Here is a 16,627-nt window from a genome sequence, read left to right on the forward strand (position 1 = left end):
GTATTACTAAAATAAAAGCGTGCTCAACTTGCTTGTCACCCCATGAAGTGTGGATGACGAAACCTTGCAGCAAAACTCAGCATTTCTGACCTTCCAATCCAGACTTTTCACCTGATCAGATAGAATAACTCCTGATAGTTTCAATCCCTTTGGAATGGATACTTCAAATGGATAGCCTTTTGCTTGGCTTGTAATGGGGCAAAAGATAGCAAGCCCAACCTTTTGATTATAAGACTTTGGAGATAAAACAAGAGCTGGCCTGCGTCCCATCTGCTCATGTCCTGCTTGAGGGCTAAAACTAATCCAGACCACATCGCCACAGTCAGGACAGTAGCTCTGAGACATTACCATGTCTCCAAACCAACAGAATGCCCCGTATCAATCTCTGAATGGAGATTATTCTTTGAAACACCCTTAAGAAGAAATTCTAAAGTATACTTCCGTTCATCAGCAGGCTTGACAATCAGCTTACCATCAATTGTCGTTAAATCCACGATAGTCCCCTGCTTTAAGTGAGTATCAATCGCAAAAACTCGCGGAATTCGCAATGCCAAACTATTTCCCCACTTTTGAATTTTTATATTCATAATTACCTCTCTTTTTGTATCTACAATGAGTATACACAATTGTGGATATTTTGCAACAAAAAAATAAATTTAAGCTTTTTTAGGCAAACTTATAGCAATACTATCAACATCCTCTGCTGCTTCCATAATTGCTTCAGATATGGTCGGATGTGCATGAATTGTTTCCGCAAGTTCCTTGTATGTACATTCGGCCTTTATTGCTAGCACACACTCAGCGATCAGTTCTGTTGCATGAGGAGCAATCATTCTCACTCCCAAAATCTCATCCGTATCCTTGTCAGCTATAATTTTAACCAAGCCTTCTGTCTCTCCTATACACATTGCCTTCCCACTTGCCATTAGAGGGAATCTGCCTATCTTTATCTCATGAGTTTCTTTTGCTTTTTGCTCAGTTAAACCAACTCCTGCTACTTCAGGATCTGTATAAACACAGGATGGTATAGCCTTATAATCCATTTTTGAATCCATACCCATTATATGCTCCACAGCCACAATTCCCTCCTTTGAAGCAACATGCGCAAGCATAGGGCCTAGCGTAATATCTCCTACCGCATAAATATGTGGAATATTTGTCTGCATATACTCATTTACAAGAATTCTATTTTTATACAGTTTTATTTGATTCTCTTCTAATCCAATTCCAGAAATATTTGAATTCCTTCCAACAGCAACAAGCACTCTATCCACTTCAAATGTCTTATCTTCTGACAAATATACATTTGCTGAAGAGTTCCTCTTTTCGACTCTAGCAACTTTTGCTTGAGTAAAAATTTCAATACCTCTCTTTTTAAAAATGTTCTCAAGCTGACTTGCAATTTCATTATCCTCTTCTGGCAGTATATGATCCATCATCTCAACTAGTCTTACTTTGACTCCAAAAGAATTGAAAATATCTGCAAATTCACAACCAATAGCGCCTGCCCCTATTATTAAAATACTTCCAGGTAGATTATCACAAGAAAGAACCTCTCTGCTTGTCTGGATTATTTCTCCATCCGTTGGAATATTAGCCAATTTCATAGGTTCTGAACCAGTTGCTATTATTACATTGCTTGCATCCACTTCAGATTGTTGGGAATTATTTGTTATTCTTATTACTCCGGGAGACATAATCTCTGCTTTCCCTTTTACTGTTTCAATACCGTTGCTTTTGAACAAAAATTCTATACCCTTTGTCAGCCTGTTAACGATCTGATTTTTCCTATTTATGACTTTCCCATAATCCAGAGATATGCCAGAAGTATTTATACCAAACTTTCCCGCGCTAATGAGATTTCTATACATTTTTGCTGAATGAAGAATAGCCTTTGTGGGAATACATCCTCTGTTAAGACATGTTCCTCCAAGCACGCCATCCTTTTCAACAACACAAACCCTAGCTCCTAACTGCGCTGCTCTTATCGCCGCTACATAGCCGCCTGGGCCTCCACCAATTATTCCAATATCATATTTCGCCATTGTTCTTCTCCCCTTTCACATTTTCTCAGGCGCAGATATACCAAGAAGTCTGAGTCCATTTGCCAGCACAATTCTGGTAGATTTAATAACCAATAGTCTTGCAGCTGTCAATTCTTTATTTTTGGTAACAACACGGTTTTTATTGTAAAAGTTATGAAATATTCCAGCAAGTTTTAGTAAATATCCTGCTATTCTGTGAGGCGCATAAGTTAGAGCGCTAATTTCGCATATATCTTTAAATCCAGCCAATGTCTTTGCTAATTCAATATCCTCTGGCTTATTTATAAGCTCTGTATTGGGATTATCAACTTTCTCCTCTCCGGCATGTTTTAATATATTACATATCCTTGCGTACGCATACTGAACATAATAAACAGGGTTTTTGGAAGACTCCTCCCTTGCTAAATTCAGGTCAAAGTCAAGATGGCTGCTCTGTGAGCGCATAAGAAAGAAAAACCTTGCAGCATCCTTGCCGACCTCCGCTAATAAATCTCTCATTGTCTCAAACCTGCCAGCTCTTTTAGACATTTTAATTTTCTCTCCACTACGCATAAGATTAACCTGCTGAACTATAAAAACATCCAGCCATTTCTCATCAATACCTAACGCTTTCATAGCCATTTTCAATCTTTTTATATGCCCGTGGTGGTCAGGACCCATAAAATCAATGGCTTTATCAAATCCCCTCTTAAACTTATCAAGATGATATGCAATGTCTGCCAGAAAATAAGTTGGCGCTCCATTAGCCTTTCTCAGAACTCTGTCCTCGTCGTCACCAAACTCTTTGGACCGAAACCACGTCGCTCCATCCTTCGGATACGCAAAATCGTTCTTTTTTAATTCTTCCAAAGTATTAGAAACTTTGCCTGAATCATGAAGTGTTTTCTCGCTGAACCACACATCAAACTTAACTCCAAAATCCTCCACATCGCGCTTTTGGTCGCCTAATATCCTTGAAAGATAAAAGTATCTACATCTATTCCACACATCACCATCTATCTTATCCAGCAAACTCCTGCCATATATTTTATCTAGCTCTTTCACCATATCCTTTACATAGTCACCATGATAGCCTTCTTCTGGAAATGGAAAATCGGGATCGTATATCTGTTTATATCTTGCAATAAGTGATTCAACAAACCTTGAAACCTGTTCTCCTGCATCGTTTACATAGAATTCTCTTTTTACATCGTATCCATTAAACGAGAGAATATTGCACAAACTATCGCCAATAGATGCAGCTCTTGCGCTCACTACATTAAGGGGCCCGGTGGGATTTGACCCTACAAATTCCACAAGGATCTTTTTACCCTCTCCCGTATTACTTCTGCCATAATTCTCTCCTGCCAAAACAACTTCTTTAAAGACATCTATCCAGAACTTTTTGCTGATGTAAAAATTTATAAATCCAGGTTTAACCAGCAGAACTTTATCTATTAATAAATCTTTAGACAAGGACTGCTGAATATTTTTACATAACTTTTCACCTATACTAATTGGAGATTCTTTTAATTTATGCGAGTGCATCATTGCTGCGTTTGTTGAAAAATCACCAAATTTTTCATCTTTTGTTCTTTCCACTGAAATATATAGACCTCTAATAGAATATATTTCTTTAATGCTTTCTTGAACTATTTTTACTATGTGTTCTTTAGCTTTATTAATCACTTTTTTTTCTCTTTTTCCAGAAACCAGTTTAATGCCTTAACTGACCTTGGATGAATTAGCACCTTTTTCTTTACTAAATATGGAATCTTCTTTCTTAGAATAAAAAGCATTGCTCTATCTATATCTTTCTCTGCTGCTTTTCTTGCATCTACTACTCCTTTATGCCCTCTGGCTAATTCAATAAAATCTGCTACATATACAATCTTTGCGATACCAGACATCGCAGGAGCTGCTGTTGTATGATATCGTATTGCGTTTAATATTTGAGGGTCTGTTATTCCAAAAAACTCATTAGCGAGCTTACTGCCAACTGGAGCATGAAGCAGGGACTCTGTCTCCAGTTCAAGCTTATCAACCGAAATCTTATATTTTCCAACGCTATATATCAGTTCATCATACGGCATTGATTTTGCGCAATCGTGAAGAAGAGCTGCAAGCTCGACCTTCTTCTCTGAAGCACCAAATCTTCTTGCTAAGTCAAGTGCAGTTTCACATGTTGAAAGAGAATGAGCATATATTTGGTCATTAAGCATTCTTTTGAGTTTTTCTTTGATCACCTTTGAAATTTCAAGATGTCATAATCTTCGTATAAGTGAAACCATCTCTGTCCTAGACATGCGCTGCTCGAGAGTTCAACGTCCTCTAAATAAGAAGAAAAATCATATCTGCATAATGCAAAACGCCACTGTTCACCATTTTGAGGAGTCCTGTCAATAGTGTCTTTTAATGAAGAAAAAGGTATTGCTACCTCAAGTGTCCATTTCCCATCTTCATCTTTCCAGTTATTCAGTGTGCCATACACCTTTGTTGCACTTTTCAGGTTTGATTCATAAGCTGTGCAATGTTTATCATTATCACTTACTCCACGGCTTGAATAAAATATATCCCATGTTACATTCTTAGGGCTTATCTCAAACTCGTAATATGAACATTTGCTTTTTCTCGGTTTTAGGAATATTTCAAGAACGTCCTCCCTGCACAAAACAGCGTCATGTTCTTCTATTGTAGCCCATATATCTTTGTCCTCTGCTTCCATGGCAATGTAGAGATAATCTTTATCCCAGAGAAGTCTAGCGGTAGTCTTTGAGATTGCCTTGCGATGAGGCTGCTTGGTAACCCAGCGCTCAAGACGGTAAAATGTGATTTTTTTTGCTTTCTGCCAGCAGGGCTCATCAAAGACACCATCAATTGCTACTTTTTCCTCCGTATATTGGCATATATACTCTTTAGGCGCTTTTTTATCCCATTTGCCAAAATTCCACGAAAACCCTAGAAGCCCTAAAGCAAGAATAAGAACAGATGTAACAATAGATGCGAATTTAAAAACATTTTTTTTGCTTGCATTTCCCATATCGACTCCCCTTGTTATTTACTGATAATTCAATTTCAGAATAAATTATTAAGTCTATCTTTGCAACAATTATTTTATAATCCCTTAATGCATAACATGTTCTGAAATATCTCATTCTACATTGAAATAGAACTAACAGTCTGTTAATATAATCGAAATGAAAAAAGCTTATATATACATAGGTCTTTGTATCTTTCTTCTTACCTTCATTTTAAGTGTGCTTACTGTTGTTGATTATGGCATAACCTGGGATGAACCAATCTATATTTCCTACATTCTTCATCAAATTGATTGGCTAATTTCCCCGCATCCTTTCTTAGAAAGCACAATAGAAAAATTCTGGCAGTTTGAACCACATCCACCTCTTGTAAAATATATTATGGGTGGAGGTTTATTGTTGCTACACAAATTTATTGGCATTCTATACGCTTGTAGAATCCCTATGTGCCTATTATTTTCTCTTCTTATAACCTCTGTTTATTTCTTTAGTTTAAGATACTACAATATTCATACTGCTCTTTTTTCCTCTTTATCACTATTCTTAATGCCTCGTGTTTTTGCGCATGGACATTTTGCAGTATATGATGTCCCTATTGCTCTAGTCTGGTTTATTGTGACCTGGGCATTTATCAAAGGAACTAGTTCTACAAAATGGAGCGTATTCGTCGGCCTACTATGTGGACTTGCTTTATTAACAAAGGAGAACGCAGTATTTTTAATAATCCCTCTTTTATTGTGGGGACAAATATATAGAAGAAAATCCTATGCAAGCAATGTGTTCTTTATTTTTTTTCTCTCTCCACTAGTTCTTATAGCACTTTGGCCAAGACTATGGTACGACCCTTTTTCTAACATTATTAAGTTTTATATGTATCATGTGAAACATAATCCTGTTAATGTTTTTTATCTTGGAAAAATTTATGGCACACAACCTGCTCCCTGGCACTATCCAGTCCTCCTTTTGCTAACAACCGTTCCCTCTGCAACGCTCTTATTATCAATATACGGAATCCACGCATATATCAAAAAACATCTTAAAGATGAAATTTTAGGCATTGTCATTATAAATATTCTATTTTTATTAATACTAATGTCATTACCAATAGCTCAAAAATATGACGGTATAAGACTTTTTATGCCTATATTCCCTTTTTTAGCTGTGCTTGCAGGCGTAGGATTCTTTGAACTATATAAGAGAATAAGCACATTTACTAAAACATATAAATTCTTAGCAAATGGACTTTACATATTATTGCTTCCTGCATTAATAAGTCTGGCATGCATGCATCCGTATCAAACATCCTATTACAACATGTTTATTGGTGGAATTAGAGGAGCACATAAACTGGGAATGGAAACTACTTACTGGGGAGACTGCATTACAGGGAAAACCATAAAATTTATAAATAATAATACTCCGAAAAACGGACGCGTTATATTTTGTCCGGTTGGCAGTTTTGTACCAAGATACTATAAAGAAACAGGTCTGTTGAGAAAAGACATAGAAATAGCTGATATCAATGATGAGAATTTTGATTATCTGATTCTTTTATCAAGACAGGGAATGTTTAATGACAAACTGTGGGAAATATATAAACATGGGAAGCCAATATATGAAGTGTCTTATCAAGGAGTACCTTTCTTAAAGATATACAAAAGAGATGTTCTTTTGCCCAAATAGGGAACGGTCAACACATCATTACCCCCCTGGGCAGAAAAGGACTGATCTAATCTGATGGCTACATCAAGGTCAATAGGCGGAATCATAAGCAAGCGCTTATCCAAATCAGGCACTTTCTCTCTAGCCAACTGCCATGGCGTTTTATTCTCTTTGTAAGTATTGGGTCTATGGAGATTAAAGAATAGCTGGTAAGAGTAAGCTTTTTGCATAAAGTTTAACCGATTTTTGGCAGGTTCTATCTCATAGAATTCTATTTCAATGAGATTATGGACAGTTTCAACATCAGCCTGCATTCTATGAGCGCCGGGGAATATGGTTCTGTGTACTTGTCCCGGCATAGATTCTATGGCCAAGGTATAAGCAGAAGGAGATTTGGACTGCCAGCTGCCGCAGTACTCCGATCCATTGTCTGTTTGTCTTATGGAATTAGCAGGCAGTACGTTAAATTTACGTAACCAGTAGTTTATGTAGTTAGCGAATATGGTGGAATGGGTTAAGCTTCTTTCGTCGGCAAACCCTAAAAATTGGATACCACAGCTTACTTCTCTATAAGTATACTGAACTCTAGGCAGTTTAAGCTGAGTCATTCGAGTCCAGTATTCAGGGATATCGTTTAAATCTTTAGTATCTTCCATGGCGTGTCCAAACAAAGCGAACTGTTTCTTAACTTCGCGAAGGTTATTCTTGGTCTTATACTTCTTAATCCTTCTTCTTGAATGGACGTTGGCTTCCCGCCAGATCTTACGCATAGTTTTAGGAGACAGACTGATATCTTCCAACGCCTTTATTTGTTCAGCCCCCAGCCGTTTGTATTTCTTTTTTAATTTTATAGCATGCTGTTTAATTTCCTGCGGTGTTTCTCTTGGAGAAGTATGGGGTCTTCTCGAACGGTCTGCTAAACCTGCATAACTCTCTTCAGTAAGGCGTGTTATCCACTTACGCACGACACAGGGACTTGTATTGTATGCTCTGGCAGCAGGTTTACGGCCATGCTTTAAGGCGAACTGAACCATCTGGTAACGGTGAGCCCTTTTGTCTTTACAATTTCTCATAATTTGATAGTATCGCACTGGGCACATAATGATATCCTCCTCTTTATTTGGGGAAAATTTAAGGAAGGTATCTTAATATATTATGTGCCCTTTTTTATTACCATTTTATCCATAGGATCGTTAATGTAGTCATCCCATTCTCTAACCCTCCGCCATTTCTGGGAGAGACTGTCCCGCTCAGACCAAACAGTAACCGGAACGTATTGCTCGGTTTCGTTAGTTTGGATAGCGAGAATCTTGTCCCCAATCCGTCAAACAATCGTTTGAAACATGATGCTTCTTTCTTTATCTCCTTAAATATTCTCGTAGATATTATTAATATTTTCCTGACCCCATCCCGAAAGCTTTCGGGATGGGGTCCCTTGTATCCTCCACCTAGGGGGTAAGGATGTATCTTACCATTTCTATTCTTTTGCCCAAATCCTTTTGACAAAACTAGAGTGAGTTGGTATAGTATGAGGCCTCTTAAAACAGGAAAATCTGATATGAATTTAATAGAAGAAATCAGAAATAAAGCAAAGTCTGACAGGAAAAGGATAGTCTTGCCTGAGTCACAGGATATAAGAGTAATACAAGCTGCATCCATACTGGAAAAGGAGAAGATTGCTGACCCTATACTATTAGGAAAAAGAGAGAATATAATTAAAGCAGCAAAACATGCCGGTATAAATATAGAAAACGTGAAAGTAATTGATCCAGAACAAAAAGTAACAGATGAAGACATTGAATTGTTTTATGATATGAGGAAACATAAAGGCATAAGTAAGGAAGATGCCTGTACACTAATTAAGCAGCCTCTATTATACGCTGCTTTGATGGTGAGAAAAGACATGGCTGATGGTTCAGTAGCAGGGGCAGTAAATACTACTGCAAATACACTGCGCGCTGCAATATGGCTAATAGGCCCTGCAAATGGTATAAAAGTAGTCTCAAGCTGCTTTGTTATGATTGTTCCGGACTGCGTTTATGGAGAGCATGGTGTTTTTATATACGCTGATGCAGGTATTGTGCCAAATCCAACATCTGAAGAGCTTGCTAGTATTGCCATAGCATCTGCAAAAACAGCCCGCATGTTCATAAAATCTGAGCCAAAGGTTGCTATGCTCTCATTCTCAACAAAGGGAAGCGCATCTCATGAGCTTATTGATAAAGTAATAAAAGCTACTGAGCTTGCAAAAAAAATGTGTCCTGATTTGCAAATTGACGGAGAGCTACAAGCAGATGCTGCTATTGTTCCTGAAATTGCAAAAAGAAAGTCTTCTCAAAGCAATGTTGCAGGAAAAGCAAATGTACTAATATTTCCAAATTTAGAAGCAGGTAATATATCGTACAAATTAACTCAGTACTTAGCAAAAGCACAAGCATTAGGTCCTCTGCTACAGGGACTTCAGAAACCAGCACACGATTTATCTAGAGGATGTAGTGTAGCAGATATTGTTAACATATCTGCCATTGCAGCTATACAAGCCCACTCTGCCTAGGATTAAGAATAAATGTAGGGGTCGGATAAATCCGACCCGAAACTTAGAAAAAAAGGAGATTAACAGTGGCACTTCCAAAAAGGAAATTTTCAAAGTCGAGACGGGATAAAAAACGCACGCATAAAAAGTTATCATTACCTGCAATGGCTACATGTTCACATTGCAGTCAGACCAAATCTCCACACAGAGTTTGTCCTCATTGTGGGTACTATAATGGTAAAAAAGTAGTCGAAATTAAGAAGGCTTCATAATATGAAAATAGCAGTAGATGTTATGGGCTCTGATAAAGGGCCTTCTGTAGTTATACAAGGAGCGTTAGATGCTGCTAAAAAACAGACCTTTGACCTTATACTGGTTGGAGACGAGAAAATAATAAAAAGAGAGTTAATACAGCATGGATATACGGGTTCTAGTATCCAGATCAAACATGCATCTGAAATCATAGCAATGCATGAACCTCCTTCTCAAGCTATCAGGAGAAAGAAAGATTCATCTATGATCAAAGCTGTAGCCTTGGTTAAGAATAAAGAAGCAGATGCTGTAGTATCAGCTGGCAATACAGGAGCATACATGGCATCCGCTACAATCTATATAAGGACAATAGAAAGCATAGAGCGCCCGGCAATTGCTATCTTGATGCCTACTCTAAGTGAAGCTTCCCTACTGCTTGATGTAGGTGCAAATGTGGACTGTAGTCCTTTGAATCTTTACCAATTTGCAATAATGGGAAATGAATACAGCAAGTATATCTTTAAAAAAAGAAATCCGAAAGTAGGCCTTCTAAACATTGGAGAAGAGGAATACAAGGGAAATGACTTAACAAAAAAAGCATATGAAGAACTAAAAAAAGCACCAATTAACTTTGTTGGCAATATAGAAGGAAGGGATATTTTTAATGGTAAAGTGGATGTTATTGTTTGTGATGGTTTTATTGGCAATATAATCCTTAAGGCTGCCGAAGGACTAGGAGAAAATATATGTCTTAAACTACGCAATGAGCTGAAAAGTAGTTTTCTCTCTAAAATTGGAGCTATGTTAAGCAGAGGAGCTTATAAAAACTTCAAAAAAAGTCTGAACTATGCGGAATATGGCGGGGCTCCTTTTCTTGGAATTAACGGTGTATGTATAAAAGCACATGGTAACTCTTCTTCTCTGGCCATCAAAAACAGCATTTTGGTAGCTGAGAAATTCGTAAACAACCGTGTTAATGAACATATAAAAGAGAGGTTAAAGAACTAAAAAATGGAGAATATTAAAGCAGGTATTTTGGGAACCGGTTTTTATGTGCCAGAAAAAATTCTTACGAATGCAGACCTTGAAAAAATGGTAGATACGTCTGATGAGTGGATTACAACAAGAACAGGTATAAAAGAAAGGCATATAATTGATGATAAACACACTACCTCTGACCTGGCTATGTTTGCCTCTCAGGAAGCTCTTAAAAATGCAGGATTAGATGTTAAACAAATAGATTGTATTATTGTTGCCACTATAACCCCTGATATGCCATTTCCTTCCACTGCATGCATTCTTCAGGATAAAATAGGAGCTAAAACTGTATGCGCATTTGATGTGAATGCAGCATGCTGTGGTTTTATTTATGCCTTAACAATGGCAAAAAATTTCGTTGAAAATAATACATTTAAAAAAGTTTTAGTTGTTGCAGCAGACACACTTTCTAGAATCACAGATTGGACAGATCGTACAACCTGTGTGTTATTTGGAGACGGGGCAGGTGCTGCTGTTATTGGACGTGCTATAGATAATAAAAGAGTTATTCTGGACTCATATCTCGGAGCGGATGGTTCAGCATGGGATTTATTGAATATGCCCGGTGGAGGCGCACAATTTCCTGCAACGCATAAAACGATAGATGAAAGACTGCATTTTCTAAAAATGAACGGAAATTCCGTTTTTAAACTTGCTGTTAGAGCAATGACAAACGCTGCAGAAACAGTACTTGCTAAATGTAGTCTAAAAAATGAGGACGTAGATCTTGTTATTCCCCATCAGGCAAACTTAAGAATTATAAACGCTCTGGCACAAAGGCTAAATGCTCCTCTGGAAAAAGTATGGATAAATGTTACAAGATATGGAAACGTCTCAGGCGCTTCTGTACCAATAGCAATGGCTGAAGCAGCTGCTTCGGGAAAATTAAAAGATGGACAGATAATACTCATGGATGCTTTTGGCGCTGGTCTTACATGGGCATCAGCTATTATAAGGTGGTAGAATGAAGAAAATCGCATATGTATTTCCCGGACAAGGCTCCCAATATGTTGGAATGGCAAAAGACTTCTATCATAATTATTCGTGTGCCAGAAATATTTTCCAATGCGCAAATAAAATTCTCAAATATGATATTGCAGAATTATGTTTTGAAGGCCCTATAGAAAACCTGAGCGCTACAGAGAATTGTCAACCAGCAATACTTGCAGCGAGTATTGCCTGTTTGGTTGTGCTTGATGAACTTCTTAAAAGAGAATCTGTTTCTTCTGTTGCAGGCCACAGTTTGGGGGAATACTCTGCTTTGGTAGCTGCAAACGCATTGGATCTGGAATCCGCATTACTGCTTGTCAAAAAGAGAGGGCTTTTTATACAGGAAGCATCTCAGCAATATCCGGGAACAATGGCAGCGATTATCGGATTAGATGCAAAACAAGTAAAAAATATTTGCAAGATCTCCTATAAATATGGAATTGTACAGATTGCCAATTACAATTGTCCAGGACAAATTGTCATATCAGGTGAACATAAAGCTGTTGATAAAGCAATAGAGGAAGCCATTTCTACAGGAGCTCGAAAAACAATCAAACTAGCGGTGAGCGGTCCATTTCATTCCTGTCTAATGCAATCCGCAGAGGAGAAATTATGTGATGAACTGCAAAATTACAATATTAAAAATGCAAATCTTCCTATATATGCAAATGTTTCTGCAAAACCGATAACACAGCCCTCTGATATAAAAGAGGCATTGACTAAACAGATAACAGGTTCTGTACTATGGGAAGACTCAATTAAAAATATGATATCAGCAGGAATTAGTACATTTATCGAAATAGGACCAAAGAGAGTATTATCAGGACTTATCTCAAGGATTGATAAAAGCATTCAGATACTCAATATAGAAGATGAGAAAAGTCTGAATAAGACAAAAACCATCCTAAATAGTATGACGTGAGAGGAGAACAAAAATGAAGGTTGTTTTAAAACAAGATATTGACAAGTTAGGAAGCACAGGAGATATAGTGATAGTAGCAGACGGCTATGGCAGAAACTATCTATTACCACACGGATTAGCCCTTAAAGCAACTCCAGGTGCTGAGAAAATTGCAGAACAGATTAAAAAAGCTAAAGGGAGAAAAACGCAGGAGGAAAAAGCAGGATTTGAAGAGATAGCAAAAAAACTTTCTAGTTTATCTTTAACAATTCCTGTTCAAGTTGGAGAAGACGAAAAAATGTATGGCTCAGTCACTTCTATTGATATTGCAAACATGCTAAAGCAAGAAGGAGTAGAAATTGATAAGAAGAATATCTCATTAAAAGAGCCAATTAAAAAGCTGGGTATTTTCAATATTCAGATCAAACTTCATCCAGAAGTGACAGCAGAAGTAAAAATATGGGTAGTAAAGGCATAATTTGTTTATCGATAATGTTGTCATACATGTAAAAGCAGGAGACGGTGGTAATGGATGTGTAAGCTTTCGCAGAGAAAAATATGTTCCCAAAGGCGGTCCTGACGGAGGAGACGGAGGAAAAGGCGGAGACATCATTATTGAAGCTGTCCCCCATCAAAGAACTCTTATCAGTTTTCTTCATAAAAAACATATCAAAGCCAAACATGGCCAACATGGCAAAGGCAAAAAAATGTTTGGTAGAAACAGTCCTGACATCATATTAGAGGTACCTGTTGGAACAATTATAAAAGAGCATAACAGAACTATTGTAGATTTATGTCATCATGCTGATAGGGTCATAGTTGCGCGTGGTGGAAGAGGAGGAAAGGGAAATGCCAAATTTGCCACATCTACTAAACGTGCTCCGCGAATCGCAGAACAAGGGGTAAAAGGTGAAGAAAAGGATATTAGATTAGAGCTGCGCCTAATCGCTGATATTGGGCTGGTTGGATATCCAAATTCAGGAAAATCCACTTTGCTTTCCCGTATATCACATGCCAGGCCTAAAATAGCTGATTATCCCTTTACCACTATAGAGCCACTTTTAGGAGTTATAAAAGTACATGACTCATCCTTTGTAGCTGCTGATATCCCGGGATTAATAGAAGGTGCACACAAGGGAAAAGGCATGGGAAATAAGTTTTTGGCTCATATAAGCAGAACAAAAATCATTCTGCATCTTATCGATATGTCTGATGAAGACTCGTATTCAAAATTTAATGCTATTAATAAAGAGTTATCTCTATATAATTTAGGCGATCGAGCCCAAATAATAGTTGCTAATAAGATGGACATAATTACTGCACAAACCAACCTTAAAGATTTTAAAAAAAAGTTGCATTCAAAGGAGATATTTGCTATTTCTGCACTCTATGGAGAAGGGGTGAAAGAGTTGATCTACTATGTTGATAAGCTATTACACACTGAAACTGAAAAAGATACAATTCAGGATTTTACCTCCTAAAATCCGCTTTCTGTCATTGCAAAAGATAAAATCCTGAGGAACTTCATTTACAAAAACATAGCAATAAATACAAGATTTCGTTATAATGTGAATAGTTTTAATAAGTTAAACGATGTAAAGGTAACGATATGAGAAGACAGATTGAGGAAATAAAGGGAAAGATTCTTCCTGTTCTACAACGTTACGATGTGAGGAAAGCAGCAATATTCGGCTCTTTTGCAAGAGGAGAAAATAAAGAAGGCAGTGATATAGATGTTTTGGTAGAGTTCAATGGAGATAAAAGTCTTCTGGACCTTTCAGGGCTTAAGATAACATTGGAAGAATTGCTAAAAATAGGAGTGGATGTACTTACCTATAATTCCTTACATCCTCTTCTTAGAGATAGAATTTTGAATGAACAAGAGGTGATTTTATGAAAAAAGATCCGAAAGTTTTCATTGAGCATATATTGGAATGTATAGAACGAATTGAGGAATACGTAAAAGGAATAACAAAAGATAAATTTTCCAAGTCAGTACAACTACAAGACGCTGTTGTTAGAAGAATTGAAATTATTGGAGGAGCTGTTAAAAATATACCTATTGAAATAAAGGATAGATACCTCGATATTGCTTGGAAAGAGATAGCAGGAATGAGAGATATTCTTATACATGATTATTTTGGTGTGGATTTAGAACTAACATGGAAAGTTGCTAAACAAGATGTCACTGAATTAAAAAAAAGGGTATTGAAAGTAAAAAAAGATTTGGAGAATAATTTTTAAATAGAATCACTATGAATAGAAAAGAGCTAATCAAGAGCGCTAAGTGCATTGTTATTAAGATAGGCACATATGTACTGACCTCAGACACTGGGTTAAATAGAACAAGAATATCCAATATTGCCGAGGAAATAGTGGAATTGCGAAAACAAAATATTAAAATAATTATTGTGTCCTCAGGTGCTATAGGCGCAGGTATGAAGGCTTTGGGCATTAGGAAGCATTCATTGACAATATCAAAAAAACAAGCTGTTGCTGCTGTAGGGCAGAATGAGCTAATGCATACTTATAAAGAGATCTTCAAAAAAAGAGGATATCATACTGCGCAGATTCTGCTCACAAGGGATGACTTTAAGTCCAGACTTAGATACCTCAATATACGCAATACAATAATGGAACTATTTAAAGAGAATGTTATTCCTATTGTTAACGAAAACGACACTGTTGCAACTGAGGAAATTAAGTTTGGAGATAATGATACTCTTTCTGCACTTGTTGCTAATCTCTTAGATGCAGACCTTTTAATTATGCTTTCTAATATTGATGGACTGTTTACTGTTGATCCCCAAAAAAGTAAGCAAGCTTTTCTTATATCTGAAGTCGATAAAATCCGATCTAAAATAGAGTCGTATGCTTCTGACTCAAAAACAGGGGTTGGAGGCATGTTGACAAAAATAACTGCAGCCAAAATGGGAACACAGTCAGGAGTGACTGTAATAATAGCTAATGGGCTTAAAAAAAATATTGTCTCTAGAATAATGAATGGAGAAAAAGTCGGTACAATCTTTCTTCCAAAAATTGATAAAAGAAAAACAGGCCGAAAAAAATGGATAGCATTTGCTCATTATATAAGAGGGACAATTATTGTTGATAAAGGAGCAAAACAAGTTTTAATAAACAAAGGCAAGAGCCTTTTATCCACAGGCATTATTGCCTCAAAAGGAAAATATAACATAGGAGACGTAGTCGGAATTGCTGATGCCGGAGGTAAGGAATTTGCAAGAGGGCTGGTCAACTATTCAGACAAAGATGTAGAAAAAATTAAAGGGAATAAGACTTCCCAGATTGAAGATATACTCGGTTATAAGTCCTATGATGAAGTAGTACACAGGGATAATCTGGTAATATTATAATAGTGTCAGGCACAAATTCATAATTTTTGTCCCTAACAGTCCAAAACAGTCAGGATATATGGATTCCATATATTAATTGTTAGGTTTTAAAATAAAAAAAATCATTACATCACGAACATTCGCGATTGTCATGCTGATACTAAGCACCTTTTGGGATGCAGGGGGTACCTGTCTGACTCTGGGGCACAATCTATCGCGAGATGGTAATCCTTTGGTTCGAGGCATGAATTGGAATCAAGTTCTTATGTTCATGGTCATATCGCATACCATCTTCATCATCTCGTTTATCTTTGCATGGCGCAAACAGAAAGCCATATGGCCAGAACAAAACAGAACATTTTTCCCTTTTGTTGCCGATCGCCTGAAAGAAGGCTTTGCCTTCAATTTCAGTCGTGACCATATGAAGAATGAATTGGTTTGGGCGGGCATGCTCGCCTTGTGGCTTCCAACAGCAGCGCATTGTCTTGCAGGGATCATCATCACATCGGCCCTCGTCGGCGGTCCATCCTTTCTGGATGTTCTTGGCTTAGTCGGGATTCATAATGTTCGTATGGCACAAAGGATTACCACACTACTCATTATCGTTATCGCTGTGCCACTTGCACACTATCCAATGTATCTTAAATATTCACTCGATAGAGATAAAAGGAAGGAAACGAGAACATAACAAATCGCTGCACTGGATTGGTAATGCAAGAAGTTTTATGCAAATTCATACTATCAATCTCTCCTAAGGACTGTAAATTATCAGTCATCTCCTAAATTGTTTATGCTACTTCTCTTCACCTTGTGGATACTGCCGTTCTGTGTATAAC

Annotated in this window: 19 protein-coding genes; 12 read left to right on the forward strand and 7 right to left on the reverse strand. The window is 37.3% G+C overall.

All coding sequences use genetic code 11. From position 1 onward, the window contains the following. Nucleotides 1-6: 6 nt before the first annotated feature. The 6 genes from mazF to KKC91_05960 form a co-directional block, all read right to left on the reverse strand. A complete protein-coding gene (gene mazF / locus KKC91_05935; protein ID MBU0478088.1) occupies nt 7-345 on the reverse strand; it encodes an endoribonuclease MazF in 339 nt (112 codons plus the stop codon). After that, the gene (locus tag KKC91_05940) at nt 345-587 is read right to left on the reverse strand and encodes an AbrB/MazE/SpoVT family DNA-binding domain-containing protein (protein ID MBU0478089.1); all 243 of its coding nucleotides are present in this window, start codon (nt 585-587) and stop codon (nt 345-347) included. Before KKC91_05940 ends, mazF begins: the two co-directional genes overlap by 1 nt. Nucleotides 588-656: 69 nt before the next feature. Then, complete coding sequence (lpdA, locus tag KKC91_05945; protein ID MBU0478090.1) at nt 657-2,045, reverse strand: dihydrolipoyl dehydrogenase; 1,389 nt, start codon at nt 2,043-2,045, stop codon at nt 657-659. Between the two features lie 15 nt (nt 2,046-2,060). Beyond that, nucleotides 2,061-3,713 (reverse strand): arginine--tRNA ligase, encoded by a 1,653-nt coding sequence (locus tag KKC91_05950; GenBank protein ID MBU0478091.1) that lies wholly within the window; start codon nt 3,711-3,713, stop codon nt 2,061-2,063. Continuing rightward, nucleotides 3,710-4,270: a bis(5'-nucleosyl)-tetraphosphatase (symmetrical) YqeK gene (gene yqeK, locus KKC91_05955; protein ID MBU0478092.1), complete on the reverse strand. Its 561-nt coding sequence runs from the start codon at nt 4,268-4,270 to the stop codon at nt 3,710-3,712. The genes KKC91_05950 and yqeK overlap by 4 nt, the downstream gene beginning before the upstream one ends. Next, the gene (locus tag KKC91_05960) at nt 4,267-5,064 is read right to left on the reverse strand and encodes a carbohydrate-binding family 9-like protein (GenBank protein MBU0478093.1); all 798 of its coding nucleotides are present in this window, start codon (nt 5,062-5,064) and stop codon (nt 4,267-4,269) included. The genes yqeK and KKC91_05960 overlap by 4 nt, the downstream gene beginning before the upstream one ends. A gap of 157 nt (nt 5,065-5,221) precedes the next feature. Between KKC91_05960 and KKC91_05965 the strand changes: the two genes are divergently transcribed. Continuing rightward, nucleotides 5,222-6,745: a glycosyltransferase family 39 protein gene (locus tag KKC91_05965; protein MBU0478094.1), complete on the forward strand. Its 1,524-nt coding sequence runs from the start codon at nt 5,222-5,224 to the stop codon at nt 6,743-6,745. Here the strand turns inward: KKC91_05965 and KKC91_05970 are convergent. After that, on the reverse strand, nt 6,691-7,824 hold the full coding sequence (locus tag KKC91_05970) for a helix-turn-helix domain-containing protein (GenBank protein MBU0478095.1): 1,134 nt from the start codon (nt 7,822-7,824) through the stop codon (nt 6,691-6,693). The two genes, KKC91_05965 and KKC91_05970, sit on opposite strands and share 55 nt — an antisense overlap. A gap of 458 nt (nt 7,825-8,282) precedes the next feature. Here KKC91_05970 and pta point away from each other — a divergent pair, with 458 nt between their 5' ends. The 11 genes from pta to KKC91_06025 all read left to right on the forward strand — a co-directional run bounded on the left by pta (nt 8,283) and on the right by KKC91_06025 (nt 16,479). Then, nucleotides 8,283-9,278 (forward strand): phosphate acetyltransferase, encoded by a 996-nt coding sequence (gene pta / locus KKC91_05975; GenBank protein ID MBU0478096.1) that lies wholly within the window; start codon nt 8,283-8,285, stop codon nt 9,276-9,278. Between the two features lie 65 nt (nt 9,279-9,343). Next, nucleotides 9,344-9,529, forward strand: a complete 186-nt coding sequence (gene rpmF, locus KKC91_05980) for a 50S ribosomal protein L32 (protein ID MBU0478097.1) — start codon at nt 9,344-9,346, stop codon at nt 9,527-9,529. Between the two features lies 1 nt (nt 9,530). Continuing rightward, complete coding sequence (plsX, locus tag KKC91_05985) at nt 9,531-10,517, forward strand: phosphate acyltransferase PlsX (GenBank protein ID MBU0478098.1); 987 nt, start codon at nt 9,531-9,533, stop codon at nt 10,515-10,517. Between the two features lie 12 nt (nt 10,518-10,529). Next, a complete protein-coding gene (locus KKC91_05990; GenBank protein ID MBU0478099.1) occupies nt 10,530-11,510 on the forward strand; it encodes a ketoacyl-ACP synthase III in 981 nt (326 codons plus the stop codon). 1 nt (nt 11,511) lies between these two features. Then, the gene (fabD, locus tag KKC91_05995; protein MBU0478100.1) at nt 11,512-12,459 is read left to right on the forward strand and encodes an ACP S-malonyltransferase; all 948 of its coding nucleotides are present in this window, start codon (nt 11,512-11,514) and stop codon (nt 12,457-12,459) included. Nucleotides 12,460-12,472: 13 nt separating this feature from the next. Beyond that, nucleotides 12,473-12,916, forward strand: coding sequence for a 50S ribosomal protein L9 (rplI, locus tag KKC91_06000; protein MBU0478101.1), 444 nt, complete (start codon nt 12,473-12,475; stop codon nt 12,914-12,916). A gap of 1 nt (nt 12,917) precedes the next feature. Beyond that, nucleotides 12,918-13,919: a GTPase ObgE gene (gene obgE, locus KKC91_06005; GenBank protein MBU0478102.1), complete on the forward strand. Its 1,002-nt coding sequence runs from the start codon at nt 12,918-12,920 to the stop codon at nt 13,917-13,919. A gap of 128 nt (nt 13,920-14,047) precedes the next feature. Then, nucleotides 14,048-14,335, forward strand: coding sequence for a nucleotidyltransferase family protein (locus KKC91_06010; protein ID MBU0478103.1), 288 nt, complete (start codon nt 14,048-14,050; stop codon nt 14,333-14,335). Beyond that, nucleotides 14,332-14,682: a DUF86 domain-containing protein gene (locus KKC91_06015; protein ID MBU0478104.1), complete on the forward strand. Its 351-nt coding sequence runs from the start codon at nt 14,332-14,334 to the stop codon at nt 14,680-14,682. The genes KKC91_06010 and KKC91_06015 overlap by 4 nt, the downstream gene beginning before the upstream one ends. An 11-nt stretch (nt 14,683-14,693) precedes the next feature. Further along, the gene (gene proB, locus KKC91_06020; protein ID MBU0478105.1) at nt 14,694-15,812 is read left to right on the forward strand and encodes a glutamate 5-kinase; all 1,119 of its coding nucleotides are present in this window, start codon (nt 14,694-14,696) and stop codon (nt 15,810-15,812) included. Between the two features lie 76 nt (nt 15,813-15,888). Continuing rightward, entirely contained in the window at nt 15,889-16,479 is a 591-nt protein-coding gene (locus KKC91_06025) for a hypothetical protein (GenBank protein MBU0478106.1), read from the forward strand. Nucleotides 16,480-16,627: the final 148 nt, after the last annotated feature.

Source organism: bacterium, assembly GCA_018812485.1.
Classification (GTDB): Bacteria; JAHJDO01; JAHJDO01; order JAHJDO01; family JAHJDO01; genus JAHJDO01.